The sequence below is a fragment of the Corynebacterium nasicanis genome, assembly GCF_042658165.1.
Taxonomy (GTDB): Bacteria; Actinomycetota; Actinomycetes; order Mycobacteriales; family Mycobacteriaceae; genus Corynebacterium; species Corynebacterium nasicanis.
In genome coordinates this window covers 16,324-30,624 of the sequence record NZ_JBHSQE010000010.1, presented here as the reverse complement: position 1 = coordinate 30,624, position 14,301 = coordinate 16,324, and the positions used below count along the sequence as shown (strand labels likewise).

The window sequence follows — 14,301 nt, the reverse complement described above, 5'->3', positions numbered from 1 at the left end:
TCGCTAATTCTCTCGATATCCGCTAAAGGCCATCATCCTAACGGTGGATCTCCGACCCGGCTAATCGTTGCACCTTTGCGTTGACATAAGGATCCGGGCCCAGCCGCGGCGGCGGAGAACTAGCTGGTCAGCACCGCTTCTCGACGCTCCGCCCGACGCCCGCGACGTCGCTCCGCCGCATCGGCGAGCTTGTCGACGGTGTCGTGCCACACCAGCTCCACCGGACCGCGGCGGAAGAAGCGCAGCCACACGGCGGACAGCGTCATGAGGAAGGCGGCGATGCCGAGGTAGATCGCCAGGGTGGCGACAGTGTTCCAGGGGCCCTGGATCTTCGCGCTGACGCCGAAGCCCCAGTCGTAGAAGATGATCGACGCGATGAGGTTCTGCAGGATGTAGTTCGTCAGCGCCATCCGGCCGACGAGCGAGAACCCGTGCCCGACGAGGCCGACCCGCTCGCGGTTCGCGTAGAAGGCGGCGACGGCGGCGAGCAGACCGAAGGCGACGATCGTCGAGGTGCCGTAGCGGGTGACGAAGCCCCCGGTCTCGGTGAGCCGCAGCGCCCAGTCCAGCGGGAATCCGACACCGAAACCGATGCCCATGACGATGCGGCGCAGGCGGCGTCCCTCCGGGAGGAAGAGCCCGGCGCGGTAAAGGTGTGCGCCGACGAGGAACAGGCCCAGGCCCATGACGAACATGATGGGGATTTCGCCGCGGCCCTCGATGAAGGTCTGCAGGCGGTTGAGCACCATGCCCCAGTAGGAGCCGGTGTCGGAGGCCTCGGCGAAGGCCTCGAGGCGGTTGGCGTCCGGCAGGGAGCTGATGTCACCGACCGGCCAGATCTTGTTGAGGAAGATCGGCACCACGGACATCGAGGCCAGGAGGGCAAGGTGCGCACCGAGGCCGATGAACATCCAGATCTTCTGTACCTTCGGGCTCTTCGCCATGACGGCGGCCACGACGAGGGCGGTGAGTCCGTAACCCATGAGGACGTCGTACTCGAAGATGAAGATGTAGTTGAGCAGGCCGTCGAGAATGAGGATGCCCGCGCGCCAGGGGTAGCGGCCCGGCCAGGGCTCGCCGCGGCGGACGGCGGACTGGCGCTGGATCTCCAGCCCGATGCCGAACATGATCGTCAGCAGGCCGATGAACTTGCCGTCGGTGAACAGGTTGAGGACGGTCTGCGCAGCGGTGTTGAACATCGCGAGCGCCCCCTCCGCCTGCACGGTGTCGGCCGGGGAGGAGACCTGGGAGAAGATCCAGATGTTGGTGAGCAGGGTGCCCAGAATGGCGATGCCGCGCAGCACATCGAGGGCGATGATGCGCCGGGGTCGGGAGTTCGTGGTCATGCGGTCAATCTAAGAAGCGATCCTGGGAAGCCATGGTCAGACAACAGCCTGTTCCTGGGGCCGGGCTGGGCACGTTCCCGCCGGTCATGGGCCTTTCCGCCCCGACCCCGCCCGGCATTCAGGAAACTCCCAGCGCAGCTACCCGCGCACGGGGTCAGGGACTGCCCCTAAGGTCCCTGACTCCCTCCGCCCTACTTCTGCTCCGGCTTGACCATCGGGAAGAGGACCGTCTCGCGGATGCCCAGGCCGGTCAGGGCCATGAGGAGGCGGTCGACGCCCATGCCGATGCCGGAGGTGGGCGGCATGCCCTGCTCCATGGCGGCGAGGAAGTCCTCGTCGAGCACCATGGCCTCGTCGTCGCCGCCGGCGGCGAGGCGGGCCTGGTCCTCGAAGCGCTCGCGCTGGATGACCGGGTCGACGAGCTCGGAGTAGCCGGTGGCCAGCTCGAAGCCGCGGACATAGAGGTCCCACTTCTCGGTGACACCCGGCTCGGAGCGGTGCTGGCGGGTGAGCGGGGAGGTTTCGACGGGGAAGTCCTTGACGAAGATCGGCCCGGTGAGCTGGTCCTCGCAGAGCAGCTCCCAGATCTCCTCGACGAGCTTGCCGTGGCCCCAGCCGCCCTTGGCGGGCACGTCGAGGCCGATGACGTCTGCGATCGCCTTGAGCTCCTCGACGGTGGAGTCGATGGTCACCTCCGGCTGGCCGGGGAACTTGCGGGCCAGGGCCTCATTGAGGGAGGGGTACATCTGGATCTCGGGCCACTGGCCGCCCAGGTCGTACTCACTGCCGTCGGCCAGCGTGACCACGTGGGTCCCGAAGACATCCATGGCCACGGCCTGAATGAGCTCGCGGATGGTGCGCATACCGGTGTTGTAGTCGCCCCACGCCTGGTACGTCTCCAGCATGGCGAACTCCGGCGAGTGCGAGGAGTCGACGCCCTCGTTGCGGAAGTTGCGGTTGACCTCGAAGACCTTGTCAATGCCGCCGACCACGCAGCGCTTGAGGAACAGCTCCGGCGCGATACGCAGGTATAGGTCGATGTCGAGCGCGTTGGAACGGGTCTCGAAGGGACGCGCCGCGGCACCGCCGTGGAGGGTCTGCAGCATCGGGGTCTCCACCTCGAGGAAGCCCTCGCCCTCGAGGTGGTTGCGCAGGGCGCGCATCACCTTGATGCGGGTCATGGCGTTGGTGCGGGCCTGCTCGCGCATGATGAGGTCCGTGTAGCGGTGACGCACGCGGGTGTCCTCGGACATGTCCGCGAAGGCGACGGGCAGGGGACGCAGCGCCTTGGCCGCCATCTGCCAGGAGGAGGCCATGATGGAGAGCTCGCCGCGTCGAGAAGCAATGACGCGACCGCGCACGGAGACGAAGTCGCCGAGGTCGACGTCCGCCTTCCAGGAGTCCAAGGACTCCTGGCCGACCTCGGCCAGCGAGAGCATGGCCTGCAGCTGCGTGCCGTCGCCGTCCTGCAGCGTGGCGAAGCACAGCTTGCCGGTGTTGCGCATGAAGATGAGGCGCCCGGCGACGGCGACCTCGACGTCGGTCTCCTCGCCCGGGGCGAGGTAGGTCACGCCGTCGCGCTTCTCGACGCCCCCCTCCTCCCCCACGACCTCGAACTTCGCACGCAGCTCACGCAGGGAAATGGTGCGGTCGACGGCGACGGGATAGGGCTCCACACCAGCGTCGATGAGCTTCTGACGCTTCTCACGACGGATGCGCAGCTGTTCGGGGAGGTCCTGGGGATTCTTCTGCTCGGTCACGGCCCCAAGGGTAGTCGATGGGCCGGGGGCGAGCGGAATCGTCGCACGGCCTGTAATCTGATATCACATTAACCCCCGGAGAGGATCAGACATGAGCACCCCCCACATCCCTGAAGCCGAGGTCGCCGACCGCCCCGTCGGACACGAGGGCGGCAAGGTGGAGATCACCGAACGACCCGCGTGGGCCGGCACCACCGCGCAGGCGGCGGCCGTCCTCGTCGGCACGCTGGCGCTGCTCATCCTCGGCCCCGCCCTCATCGCCTGGGGCAGCGTGATCCCCCTCGTCGTGGGCATCCTGGCGATCATCGTCGCCGCCGTCCTCATCCCGATGCTCCGCGTCATCTCGCCCGGCCACACCCACGTCGTGCAGTTCTTCGGCCGCTACCTGGGCACCAACCGCCACACCGGTCTCTCCCTGGTGCCGCCGCTGGCGACCTCGAAGAAGGTGAGCGTGCGGGTCCGCAACTTCGAGACCAACCAGATCAAGGTGAACGATCTCGGCGGCAATCCGATCATGATCGGCGCCATCATCGTCTGGCAGGTCGCCGACACCGCCAAGGCCACCTTCTCCGTGGAGGACGTCGAGGAGTTCATCCACTCCCAGGCCGAGTCCGCCCTCCGCCACGTGGCCACCAGCCACCCCTACGACGGCGGCACCGCCCACCTGCCCTCACTCTCCGGATCCACCGACCTGGTGTCCCGGGAACTCGCCGAGGAGGTTGCCGCCCGCGTGAAGATCGCCGGCCTGGAAATCCTCGAGGCCCGCATCTCCGCCCTGTCCTACGCCCCCGAGATCGCCCAGGCCATGCTCCAGCGCCAGCAGGCCGGCGCCATTGTCGACGCCCGCGAGACCATCGTCGACGGCGCCGTCTCCATGGTCGAGTCCGCCCTCGCCGAACTGGAGAAGAAGCAGATCGTCGAGCTCGACCCGGAGCGGCGCGCGGCGATGGTCTCCAACCTCCTCGTCGTCCTGTGCTCCGACACCAACGCCCAGCCGGTGATCAACACAGGCAGCCTCTACACCTAAATGTCCCGCAAGAACCTCCCCCTGCGCCTCGATCCCGCAGTGCACGAGGCCATCGCCCGCTGGGCGCGCGACGAGACGCGCAGCGTCAACGCCCAGATCGAGCTCATGCTTCGCGACGCCCTCCGACGTGCCGGGCGCCTCCCCCGCCACGTCGGTGAACTACCGAAACGCGGGCGGCCCCCGAAGGTTTAACCTGTCCCCATGGACACCCTCGAAGCCGTCACCACCGGCGTGGCCGGCGCGCTGCTCATCGTCGGCGTGCTGGGCACGATCATCCCGATTCTTCCCGGGTCGGTGCTCATCATCGGCACCCTGCTCGTGTGGGCATGGGTGCTGGGCTCGACGGCCGCGTGGACGGCGGGGCTCATCGGCGTGGCGCTGGCGGTGGTCGGCATGAGCGCGTCCGCGGTGCTCACCGGCCGAAAACTGCGCCGCGAGCAGATCCCGCGCGGCCCCGTGCTGGCCGGCGTCGCGGTCGGGGTGGTCGGCATGTTCCTCGTGCCCGTGGTGGGACTCTTCCTCGGTTTCGCGCTCGGGTTGCTGCTGGCAGAGTACGCGCGGCGCCGCGACCTGGCCGCGGCGTGGCGTTCCTCCGTCGAGGCCATGAAGTCCATGGGCTTCGGCATGCTTCTGGAGTGCACCTGCGCCTCGCTGGCGGTCTTCGCCTTCGTGGTGGGGGCGGTCCTGCACTTCTGAGCGCCGCCCGCCGGGGGCTACCCCAGCAGCCAGTCGTTGGGGGAGAACAGCTCGAAGTGCACCGACTTGGGGGCCTTCTCCGCGGGCAGGGCCTGCAGGTCGCGGCGGATGGCCTGGAGGAATTCGCTGCCGCCGCAGAGGTAGAGGTCGGACCCGGCGAGGTCGTGGGCGGCGACGTCGATAAGCTCGCCGTTCTCCCGGTAGCGACGCTCGACGGTGAGCTCCGGCAGGCGCTCGAGCAGGGCCGTCGTCTGGCCGAGCTGCGCGTGGGCGGCCTCGGAGTCGTCGGCGTGGAGGTAGGTGGCACGACGCTCCGAGCCGGTGCGCGCCAGGTGGGAGAGCATGCCCACCATCGGGGTGGAGCCGATGCCGGAGGAGACGAGGACGACGGGGCTGTCGTCGTCGAGAAGCACGAGGTCGCCGGCGGCGAGGGTGGCCTGGATGGTGTCGCCGACCTGGACCTTCTCGCGGAGGTGGGTGGACACCTCGCCCTCGGTTTCGACGGCGATGGTGTAGCGGCCCGGCTCCTGGCCGATGATGGAGTACTGGCGCAGCTGGCGGGCGCCGTCGGCCAGCACGACACCGATGGAGGTGTACTGGCCCGGGCGCGCCTCGCTGAGGTCGCCTTCCAGGGTGTAGGTGGTCACGGTGTCGCTCAGCTCCTGCTTCTCGACGACCGTCACCTCGCGGAACACGTCCCCGTCCTTGACACCGTCGGAGGCGTAGAGGGCCTTCTCGTAGGTGATGAGGACATCGGCCATGATCCAGTAGACCTCGGACCAGGCGGCGGCGACCTCCTCGGTGACCACGTCCGCGCCGAGGACCTCGACGATGGCGGAGAAGAGGTTCTCGTAGACGATCTGGTACTGGTCCTCGGTGATGCCGAGGGAGACGTGCTTGTGGCCGATGCGGGCGAGCAGGTCGACGGGGTCCGGGGCGTTCGGGTCCACGAGCATGGTGGCGAAGGTGGCGACGGATGCCGCCAGCGCCTTCTGCTGCTCACCGGACTTCTGGTTGCCGCGGTTGAAGGTGTTGGCCAGCAGTTCCGGGTGGTTGCCGAACATGGTGCGGTAGAAGGTCTGCGCGATGGTGGCGATGTTGGCGCCGACCGCGGGCAGCGTCGCCTTGATGATCTCCTCGTGCTCCGGGGTGAGCTGGCGGTCGCGGGCGGTGGGCTGGGCGGTGGTGTACACGGTGTCTCCTGGGGGTCGGGGTGTCCTGCCGTCCGACATTAAACGGTGTTTTCCGTTTTAAATAGCGGGAGGCGGTGAGATCCGCGCCACACCACAACGCGAAGTTCAACAAGATTTCACTTATCCATGTCCGAGCGGACACCTGGCGCCCCTAGATTTGCCCGCTGTCACGCCAATTGATCGCAGAGATTTCGGGAGTTCCCATGTCCCTCAAGGGCCTCAACCTTTTCAGCAAGTTCACCTCCTCGCGCAGCTCCATCACCTGCACCTACAAGTGCGGCAACGCCTGCTTCGGCGAGTGCGACAACAAGTCCGACAACCCCTACTTCGGCGACATGCTCTCCCGCCGCACCGCCCTCAAGGCCGGCGGCCTCACGGTGCTCACCGTCGGCGGCGGCGCCGCCCTGGCGGCCTGCGCGCCCGCCAACGAGTCCGCGTCCTCGTCCTCCACCGCGGCCGGCACCTCCTCGGCCGCCCCCGCCGGCGAGCACACCTCCGGCAAGGGCCTGCAGTTCGAGATGGTCGCGCCGAACGAGAAGGACGAGCTCGTCGCCCCCGCCGGCTACGCCCAGTCCGTGCTCATCGCCTGGGGTGACCCGGTCATCGAGGGCGCCCCGGAATTCGACGTCGACAACCAGACGGCCGCCGCCGCCGAGCAGCAGTTCGGCTTCAACAACGACTTCGCCGGCCTGCTCCCCCACCCGAGCGACGAGAACCGCCTCGTCTACGTGTGCTCCCACGAGTACACCACCGAGCCGCACATGCACCCGGGATACGACGCGGACAACCCGACCGAGGAGCAGGTGAAGATCGGCTGGGCCAACCACGGCCTCACCGTGCTGGAGGTCTCCAAGGTCGGCGATACCGGCGAGCTCAAGCGCGAGTTCGGCCCCCTCAACCGCCGCATCACCGCCACCACTCCGATGAAGCTCGTCGGCCCGGTCGCCGGCTCCGATTACGTCAAGACCGCGGCCGACCCGGAGGGCGTCACCGTCCGGGGCACCCTCAACAACTGCGCCGGCGGCGTCACCCCGTGGGGCACCATCCTCTCCGGCGAGGAGAACTTCGACCAGTACTTCGCCAACGCCGGCGGCGTCGAGGACGAGCGCGTCAAGGCTTCCCTGGACCGCCTCGGCATCCCCGAGGAGGCTTCCGAGCGTAAGTGGGAGCTTTTCGACGACCGCTTCGACGTCTCCAAGGAGCCCAACGAGGTCAACCGTTTCGGTTACGTCATCGAGATCGACCCCTTCGACCCGGCCTCCACCCCCATCAAGCACACCGCGCTGGGCCGCTTCAAGCACGAGGCCGGCAACATCCACATCACCGAGGACGGCACCGTCGTGTGCTACTCCGGCGATGACGCCCGCTTCGAGTACCTCTACAAGTTCGTCTCCTCCCGCCAGATGGAGGAGGGCAACCTCGCGCACAACATGACCCTCATGGACCACGGCACGCTCTACGTCGCCGTGATGGAGGGCAACTCCCCGGAGTCCGAGATCGACGGTTCCGGCGCCCTGCCGGAGGACGGCGCCTTCGACGGCGCGGGCCGCTGGGAGAAGCTGCTCACCGTCGATGAGAACGGTGCGGCCGAGTCCCACGTCGACGGCTTCACCGCCGAGGAGGTGGCCATCTTCACCCGCGAGGCCGCCGACGCCGTGGGCGCCACCAAGATGGACCGCCCCGAGGACGTCGAGGCCTCCCCGGTCACCGGCAAGGTCTACATGGCCCTGACCAACAACAAGTACCGGGGCGCCGCCGAGAAGTCGAAGGAGGACGTCATGGAGTACGCGCCGGTCAAGGAGAACAAGAACGGCCTCGTCATGGAGATCGACGACGACCACGCCGGCGAGGCCTTCACCTGGAACCTCATCCTCGTGTGCGGCGACCCGGAGGAGGCCTACACCTACTTCGGCGGCTTCGACAAGGAGAAGGTCTCCCCCATCTCCTGCCCCGACAACCTCGCCTTCGACGAGTACGGCAACCTGTGGATCTCCACCGACGGCAACGCCCTCGGCTCCAACGACGGCCTCTACGCCCTGGCCGTCGAGGGCGAGAACCGCGGCGAGCTCAAGTGCTTCCTCACGGTTCCCTACGCGGCTGAGACCTGCGGCCCGATCGTCGATAAGCAGCGCGTGCTGGTCAACGTCCAGCACCCGGGCGAGACGGACGAGGCGACCGTGGAGTCCCCGTCCTCGCACTGGCCCGACGGCGGTTCGGCGGTGCCGCGTCCGGCCACCGCCGTGGTGTGGAAGGAAGACGGCGGCGAGATCGGCGTCGAGAAGGCCTAAGCACCCCCCCACCCCCGGAGGTCACCACCCCCGGGGGTATTTTCATGCCCGCACCCCTTGGTCTGACAACAGCGGCCGCTTCCTGCATAAACGTCTCACCATGCGGAGAGCGCGATCGCCTGTCGGTGACCTGCGACACAGCTGTGTGAGAGTCTGGAAACTCAACCACGAAAGCATGGCCGCCGCTGGAGCACCCGGGGGCGGCCCAGAGCCCAACAGAGGGACGAACCATGAACTCACTAGTCCTGGTCTTCATCGGCGTCGGCATGATGATCGGTGGATACCTGCTCTACTCCCGCTTCCTCGGGAGCAAGGTCTACCAACTCTCCGACCGGTACCGCACCCCCGCCCACACGATGACCGACGGCGTCGACTACGTGCCGACCAACAAGTTCGTCCTGTGGGGCCACCACTTCACCTCGGTCGCCGGCGCCGCCCCCATCGTCGGCCCGGCCGTCGCGGTGATCTGGGGCTGGCTGCCCGCGTTCCTCTGGGTGACCATCGGCACCGTGTTCATCGCCGGTATGCACGACCTGGGCACGCTGTGGGCCTCCCAGCGGCACAAGGGGCAGTCGATCGGCACGCTCTCGGGCCGCTACATCGGCAACCGGGGCCGCAACCTCTTCCTCGTGGTCATCTTCCTGCTGCTGCTCATGGTCGTCGCGGCCTTCGCGGTGGTCATCTCCAACCTGCTGGTCTCCACGCCCACGGCCGTCATCCCCACGTGGGGCGCGATCGTCGTGGCCCTGTTCATCGGCCAGGCGATCTACCGCTTCAAGTGGAACCTGCCGCTCGTCTCCGTCGTCGGCGTCGTCGTCCTCTACGCCCTCATGATCATCGGCGACCGTTTCCCCATCGTCCTGCCGGATTCCATCCTCGGCATGTCCCCGAACGCCTTCTGGATCATCGTCCTGTTCCTCTACGGCGGCATCGCCTCCCTCCTGCCGGTGTGGGTCCTGCTCCAGCCGCGTGACTACATCAACGGCCTGCAGCTCTTCGTCGGCCTCGGCATCCTCTACGGCTCCTTCCTGCTCACCGCCCCGACCATCGTGGCGCCCGCCTACAACGCCAACGTGCCGGAAGGCACCCCGCCGATCTGGCCGCTGCTCTTCGTCACCATCGCCTGCGGCGCCATCTCCGGCTTCCACGGCATCGTCTCCTCCGGCACCTCCGCCAAGCAGCTGGACAAGGAGACCGACGCCCGCTTCGTCGGCTACTTCGGCGCCGTCGGCGAGGGCCTGCTGGCCCTGGGCACGATCGTCGCCACCACCGCCGGTTTCCGCACCATCGCCGACTGGGAGGCCATCTACACCGCCTTCAACAAGGGCGGCGTCAACGCCTTCGTCGAGGGCGGCGGCAACCTCATGAACCAGGGCCTGGGCATCCCGCCGAGCCTGTCCGCCACCATCCTGGCCACCATGGCCGTCCTCTTCGCCGCCACCACCATGGACACCGGCGTGCGCCTGCAGCGCTTCGTCGTCCAGGAGATCGGCGAGATCATGGGCGTGAAGCTCGGCGCCGTCGCCGCCACCGGCGTGGTGGTCGTCGTCGCCCTGGCACTCACCTTCTCCGCGGGTGGCGACGGCTCCGGCGGCATGCTCATCTGGCCGCTGTTCGGCACGACCAACCAGCTCATGGCCGCCCTGTCGCTGTCCATCATCTGCGTCATCCTCACCCGCCTGCGTCGCCCGACGTGGCCGGTGCTCATCCCGCTGCTCTTCGTGCTCGTCGTGTCCCTGTGGGCGGCGGTCGTCCAGGTCCGCGGCTTCTGGGATGCGCAGAACTGGCTGCTGCTCATCATCGACCTCGTCATCATCGTCGCCGCCGTCTGGGTGACCATCGAGGCCTTCGCCGCCATGAAGCGCGCCCGGAGCGAAGACCCGGTGGTGTGGAGCGACGAGGACACCGACGCCCCCGCCCCGGTCGCGGCCACTGCCGACCAGAAGCTCTAGGACATGTCCTTCCGGGAGCGGATGCGGGCCTTCAGCGATGGGCTCACCGAGTTCTACGCGGGCCCCTACCGGGCCACCTTCCTCAAGGCGCGCCAACAGGAGGACGACCTCTTCATGATGCTCGTCCTCTCTGAGGCCCTCGGCGTGCCCAACCCGGCGAGCTTCTACACGCTCGAACTGATGCCCATCGTCTACGAGGACTTCCACGCCTGGCACCGCCGGATGGGCATGGAACACTCACCCCTGGAGAACATTCAGTGCTGCTAGAGCTCATCGGAACCACGCGCCTCGTCTTCTTCGGCGGCAAGGGCGGGGTGGGCAAAACCACCGTCGCCTCCTCCACCGCGACCGCCCTCGCCGCCGCCGGGCGCCGCGTGCTGCTCGTGTCCACCGACCCCGCGCACAACCTCGGCCACCTGTGGGAACAACGCATCGGCGACACCGTCACCACCGTCCGGGAGAACCTCGACGTCCTCGAGCTCGACCCCGCGGCCACCACCCGGGCCCACCTGCAGTCCGTCGGGCACACCATGCGGCAGATGATGCCGGAGCACCTTCACGGGGAGGTGAGCCGACACCTCGAGCTCTCCGCGCAGTCCCCCGGCACCCACGAGGCGGCCGTCCTGGAGCGCATCGCGGAGATCGTCGCCGGCGCCACCGACTACGACCACGTCGTCTTCGACACCGCCCCCTCCGGCCACACCTCCCGCCTCATGGAGCTGCCCGAACTCATGGCCGCCTGGACCGACGGCCTCCTCGACCGCCGCGACAAATCCGAGCACCTCTCGGCGGTGGTCCGCGGGCTCTCCCCCACCGGCCGCGACCGCGTCACCGCCGCCGAAGACCCCGTCGACCGCCGCAACCAGCAGCTGCGCTCGATCCTGCTCAAGCGTCGCCAGCGTTTCACCCTGCTTCGCGACGCCCTCCGCGACCCCGCCCACTGCGTCTTCTTCATCGTCCTCACCGCCGAACGCCTCCCGGTCCAGGAGACCGGCGAATTCCACGCCGAGCTGCAGGCCGCCGGAGTCCGCGTCGGCGGACTGGTGGTCAACCGACGTTCCCCGGCGGACCAGGGAGAGTTCCTCGCCGAGCGCCGCTCCCTCGAGGACGCCGCCCTCGCCGCCCTGCGTATCGACGCCCCCGTCATCCACCTCCCCCTCCTCCCCCGCGATGTCAGGGGGCTCGACGAGGTGGAGGCCTTCGCCGGGATGCTCTAGCGGGAGGATCACGCCGCGACCGGCTTCTGGGCGGTCACTGCGGTCAGGTTCCGGAGCGATCTTCCCCTGGGGCGGGACATGGCTGATGTTCGTTCCTTCGCTGGAACGCTCCGGTAGGAGCACCACGCCGGGAAGCCCTCAATCCTTTACTCGGACTAGGGTCTCCCGGCGTCTTCTATTGCTTCTCGACGCCGCGCCCCCACCGCCACACCGCGAGCGAGACGCCGAGGCCCGTGTAGATCAGAGCCAGAAGGTGGGAAAAGATGACGGGATGGAAGATAGTTCCTTCGGGGAAGCTGCGCGTCCACCAGGTACCCACGAGCGACAAGACCATCCCGGTGCCGACGAGCACCACTACGGCTTGCCATCCCTGATTCCCGAAGCTCGTGACCCACCGGATGAAAAGCCCGAGCAGGCCCACGCAACCCGCCCCGAAGAGCCACCACCAGTCGCCCCACATTGCAAGGACCGTGACCACCAGCGTCACCCCGGTCAGCCAGGTCAGCATCAGCCCTCGATGTTGCGGAAGCCGATGCCCAGCGGCAGACCGACGTTGTCGGTGAGGCGGACGCCACCGATCACGGCGGAGACGAGCAGCCGTGCGTCCCCCTGCGCGGGGGCGTCGCCGAGGTCGAGGCCGCGGATCTCGAGGTAGTCGACGTCGATACCCGCGTCCTCGAGGACGCTGCGCGCCACGGACAGCACTGCCTCGGCACCGTGTTCGGCGGCGTGCGCCCCGGCGGTGAGGGCGGCGGACATCGCGAGGGCCTGTTCGCGGGCGGACTCCTCCACGTGGGCGTTGCGCAGGGACAGGGCCAGACCGTCGGGGGTGCGGACGGTGGGCACACCGTGCAGCTTCACCGGCAGGTGGAGATCGGTGAGGGCGGCCTGGAGGGCCCGCATCTGCTCGTAGTCCTTCTCCCCGACGACGACGTCGGAGGGGCCGACCGCGTTGATGAGGGTCAGCTCGAGGGTGAGCTGCATGGCCACGGAGTCGACGGATTCGAGGTGGTGGTCGACGGGGTGGACGAGGGTGCGCAGGCCGCGGGGCCACAGGTCGTCCTGGGTGTAGGTGCAGATGGCGTCGACTTTTTCGTCGATAAGCAATGAGGGGTCGGAGCCGGCGAAGGCCACGATGACCACCGCCCGCGGGAGGCGCCGGGCGGCGCGGATGAGCGCGGCGTGGCCGCCGTGGAGGCCGACCCCGAGGGGCACGAGCACGACGGGGCGGCCGGTACGGCGCATGGCGCGGGCGAGCACGCCCACCTCCGTCAGCCCGAATTCCCGGGCCTGACCTGGTTCGAAGCTCACAGTTTCTCCTCTTGGATGGCCCACAGTTCGACGTCCTGGTTGTGCTGGGTCTCGGCGACGCGGCGCAGGACCTGGCGGAAGGCGCGCGCCTGGCCGGGGTTGTCGATGGCCTGCCACTGGGCGCGCAGGTGCGCGGCGTCGGGCAGCCGCGCGAGGGTGCCGCGCGCGGAGACGATGTCGTCGGCCTCCTGGATGTCCCCGACTGCGTCGCCGAGCAGGCGCATCGCGTCGCGACGCAGCGAGTGCACGGCCTCGACGTAGGTGATGGCGGCCGCCAGGCGGAGGCGCTCCTCATCGGCGCACGGCACGCCGCTGGCCCCCACCTCGCCGAGCAGCAGCTCCGCGATCGTGTCACCGAGCTCGTCGGCGGTGGTCACGGCCCAGCGGGTGGGGCTGAGTTCACCCATCGCGATGACGACCGCGCCGGTGACCTCCAGGGGATCCATGACGATGACCCCGTGCTGCAGGGAGGTGTGGATGAAGATCTGCCCCCGCCGCGCGCGCTCCGCGAGTCGCTCCACGGCGGATTCCAGCAGGGTGTCGCGCACCTCGAGGACGACGAGGTCGAGCTCCTCGACGGGGGGCGGGCTGGGGTCGTAGTCCATGTAGCTGACGTCGTGGCCGGCGGTGGACAGCAGGTCAGGCAGGGAGGAGGTGCGCGAATCGCCGTACACGCCCACCCGCATCCGCGGGGCGCGCATCACTCCTCCCGGTTCGCGCGGGCCCGGGCGAGGAGCTCCGCGACGGAGAGTCCCCCGGTGTTCTCGTCGCGACGCCGCCGTCCCCGGCGTTCCGTCTCCGGCTCCGGCTCCTGCTTCTCGACGACAACCGGATCCCCGCCCTGCTCCCACGACACGGCCTGGAAGGAACCGGTGTCGAAGACACGGGTCTCGGCGACCTGCTTCTCCCGGATGAGATCCGCCAGCGGGTTGGACTGCGGGCGGGAGGGCTGCTGGCCGAGGCGGCCGGCGACGGCCTCCGGGGAGGGGGCGCCGAAGGACTGGGCCGGCTCGGGCTCCGGAACGTCCGATTCGACGGCGTCGTCGAGGGTGACGCTCTCCAGCTCGCGGATGCGGTGGGCCTCGGCGCGCAGGGCGGCGGGCTCGTACTCGAATTCGCGCCCGGCGAGGTTCTCCAGCTGGGTGCGGATGCCCGCCAGCTCCCGCTGGATGTCCTCGAGAACAGCCGTGTCCCGCGTGCGCTGCACCTCGCGCAGCTCCCGAGCCTCGAGGCGGGCCTCGCGCTCGGCTTCGGCGCGGGCCAGCTCGGCATCGTGCAGCCGGGTGTTGTGGGCGAGTTCGCGGCGGGCGGATTCCGCGTCCCGCCGGTAACGGAACACCAGGAAGGACCCGATGATGGCCGCCCACAGCGCGGCGAGCAGCGCCAGTTTCAGGGCGCCGTCGCTGTCCGTGAACAGCATGACGATGCTCGCGATGAACGCGAGTGCGATCAGGACGACCAGCATCACCTGGCCGCGGTCCACACCACCTTGCTCCTCAGTCATGTGTTCC

General features: G+C 68.6%; 14 protein-coding genes. 7 read left to right on the top strand and 7 right to left on the bottom strand.

Translation table 11 applies throughout. The features are described 5' to 3' along the window. Positions 1-119: 119 nt before the first annotated feature. Both ACFPUZ_RS12710 and lysS read right to left on the bottom strand, forming a co-directional pair. Positions 120-1,346, bottom strand: a complete 1,227-nt coding sequence (locus ACFPUZ_RS12710; protein WP_377002308.1) for a DUF418 domain-containing protein — start codon at positions 1,344-1,346, stop codon at positions 120-122. A 191-nt stretch (positions 1,347-1,537) separates the two neighbouring features. Beyond that, a complete protein-coding gene (lysS, locus tag ACFPUZ_RS12705) occupies positions 1,538-3,106 on the bottom strand; it encodes a lysine--tRNA ligase (RefSeq protein WP_377002307.1) in 1,569 nt (522 codons plus the stop codon). 91 nt (positions 3,107-3,197) lie between these two features. On the opposite strand from lysS, the gene ACFPUZ_RS12700 reads away from it, so the two are divergent. From ACFPUZ_RS12700 to ACFPUZ_RS12690, 3 genes are read left to right on the top strand one after another with little or no spacing between them, the layout of a single operon-like run. After that, the gene (locus ACFPUZ_RS12700; protein ID WP_377002306.1) at positions 3,198-4,133 is read left to right on the top strand and encodes an SPFH domain-containing protein; all 936 of its coding nucleotides are present in this window, start codon (positions 3,198-3,200) and stop codon (positions 4,131-4,133) included. Then, complete coding sequence (locus tag ACFPUZ_RS12695; protein ID WP_377002305.1) at positions 4,134-4,325, top strand: type II toxin-antitoxin system antitoxin; 192 nt, start codon at positions 4,134-4,136, stop codon at positions 4,323-4,325. Positions 4,326-4,334: 9 nt separating this feature from the next. Then, on the top strand, positions 4,335-4,829 hold the full coding sequence (locus tag ACFPUZ_RS12690) for a DUF456 domain-containing protein (protein ID WP_377002304.1): 495 nt from the start codon (positions 4,335-4,337) through the stop codon (positions 4,827-4,829). A gap of 17 nt (positions 4,830-4,846) precedes the next feature. On the opposite strand, the gene ACFPUZ_RS12685 is transcribed toward ACFPUZ_RS12690, so the two are convergent. Beyond that, the gene (locus ACFPUZ_RS12685; RefSeq protein ID WP_377002303.1) at positions 4,847-6,022 is read right to left on the bottom strand and encodes a globin domain-containing protein; all 1,176 of its coding nucleotides are present in this window, start codon (positions 6,020-6,022) and stop codon (positions 4,847-4,849) included. Between the two features lie 203 nt (positions 6,023-6,225). Here ACFPUZ_RS12685 and ACFPUZ_RS12680 point away from each other — a divergent pair, with 203 nt between their 5' ends. The 4 genes from ACFPUZ_RS12680 to ACFPUZ_RS12665 all read left to right on the top strand — a co-directional run bounded on the left by ACFPUZ_RS12680 (position 6,226) and on the right by ACFPUZ_RS12665 (position 11,479). After that, a complete protein-coding gene (locus tag ACFPUZ_RS12680; protein WP_377002302.1) occupies positions 6,226-8,310 on the top strand; it encodes a PhoX family protein in 2,085 nt (694 codons plus the stop codon). A 230-nt stretch (positions 8,311-8,540) separates the two neighbouring features. After that, on the top strand, positions 8,541-10,262 hold the full coding sequence (locus ACFPUZ_RS12675) for a carbon starvation CstA family protein (protein ID WP_377002301.1): 1,722 nt from the start codon (positions 8,541-8,543) through the stop codon (positions 10,260-10,262). Positions 10,263-10,265: 3 nt separating this feature from the next. Next, a complete protein-coding gene (locus ACFPUZ_RS12670; protein ID WP_377002300.1) occupies positions 10,266-10,529 on the top strand; it encodes a cory-CC-star protein in 264 nt (87 codons plus the stop codon). Beyond that, entirely contained in the window at positions 10,523-11,479 is a 957-nt protein-coding gene (locus tag ACFPUZ_RS12665) for an ArsA family ATPase (RefSeq protein ID WP_377002402.1), read from the top strand. Before ACFPUZ_RS12670 ends, ACFPUZ_RS12665 begins: the two co-directional genes overlap by 7 nt. Before the next feature lie 175 nt (positions 11,480-11,654). On the opposite strand, the gene ACFPUZ_RS12660 is transcribed toward ACFPUZ_RS12665, so the two are convergent. The 4 genes from ACFPUZ_RS12660 to ACFPUZ_RS12645 are packed head-to-tail and all read right to left on the bottom strand — an operon-like array spanning position 11,655 to position 14,294. Continuing rightward, positions 11,655-11,987, bottom strand: a complete 333-nt coding sequence (locus ACFPUZ_RS12660) for a hypothetical protein (RefSeq protein ID WP_377002299.1) — start codon at positions 11,985-11,987, stop codon at positions 11,655-11,657. After that, on the bottom strand, positions 11,987-12,790 hold the full coding sequence (locus ACFPUZ_RS12655) for a pantoate--beta-alanine ligase (protein WP_377002298.1): 804 nt from the start codon (positions 12,788-12,790) through the stop codon (positions 11,987-11,989). The genes ACFPUZ_RS12660 and ACFPUZ_RS12655 overlap by 1 nt, the downstream gene beginning before the upstream one ends. Continuing rightward, positions 12,787-13,491, bottom strand: coding sequence for a 6PGD fold domain-containing protein (locus tag ACFPUZ_RS12650; protein ID WP_377002297.1), 705 nt, complete (start codon positions 13,489-13,491; stop codon positions 12,787-12,789). The genes ACFPUZ_RS12655 and ACFPUZ_RS12650 overlap by 4 nt, the downstream gene beginning before the upstream one ends. Then, the gene (locus tag ACFPUZ_RS12645; protein ID WP_377002296.1) at positions 13,491-14,294 is read right to left on the bottom strand and encodes a DUF6779 domain-containing protein; all 804 of its coding nucleotides are present in this window, start codon (positions 14,292-14,294) and stop codon (positions 13,491-13,493) included. Before ACFPUZ_RS12645 ends, ACFPUZ_RS12650 begins: the two co-directional genes overlap by 1 nt. Positions 14,295-14,301 lie beyond the last annotated feature (7 nt).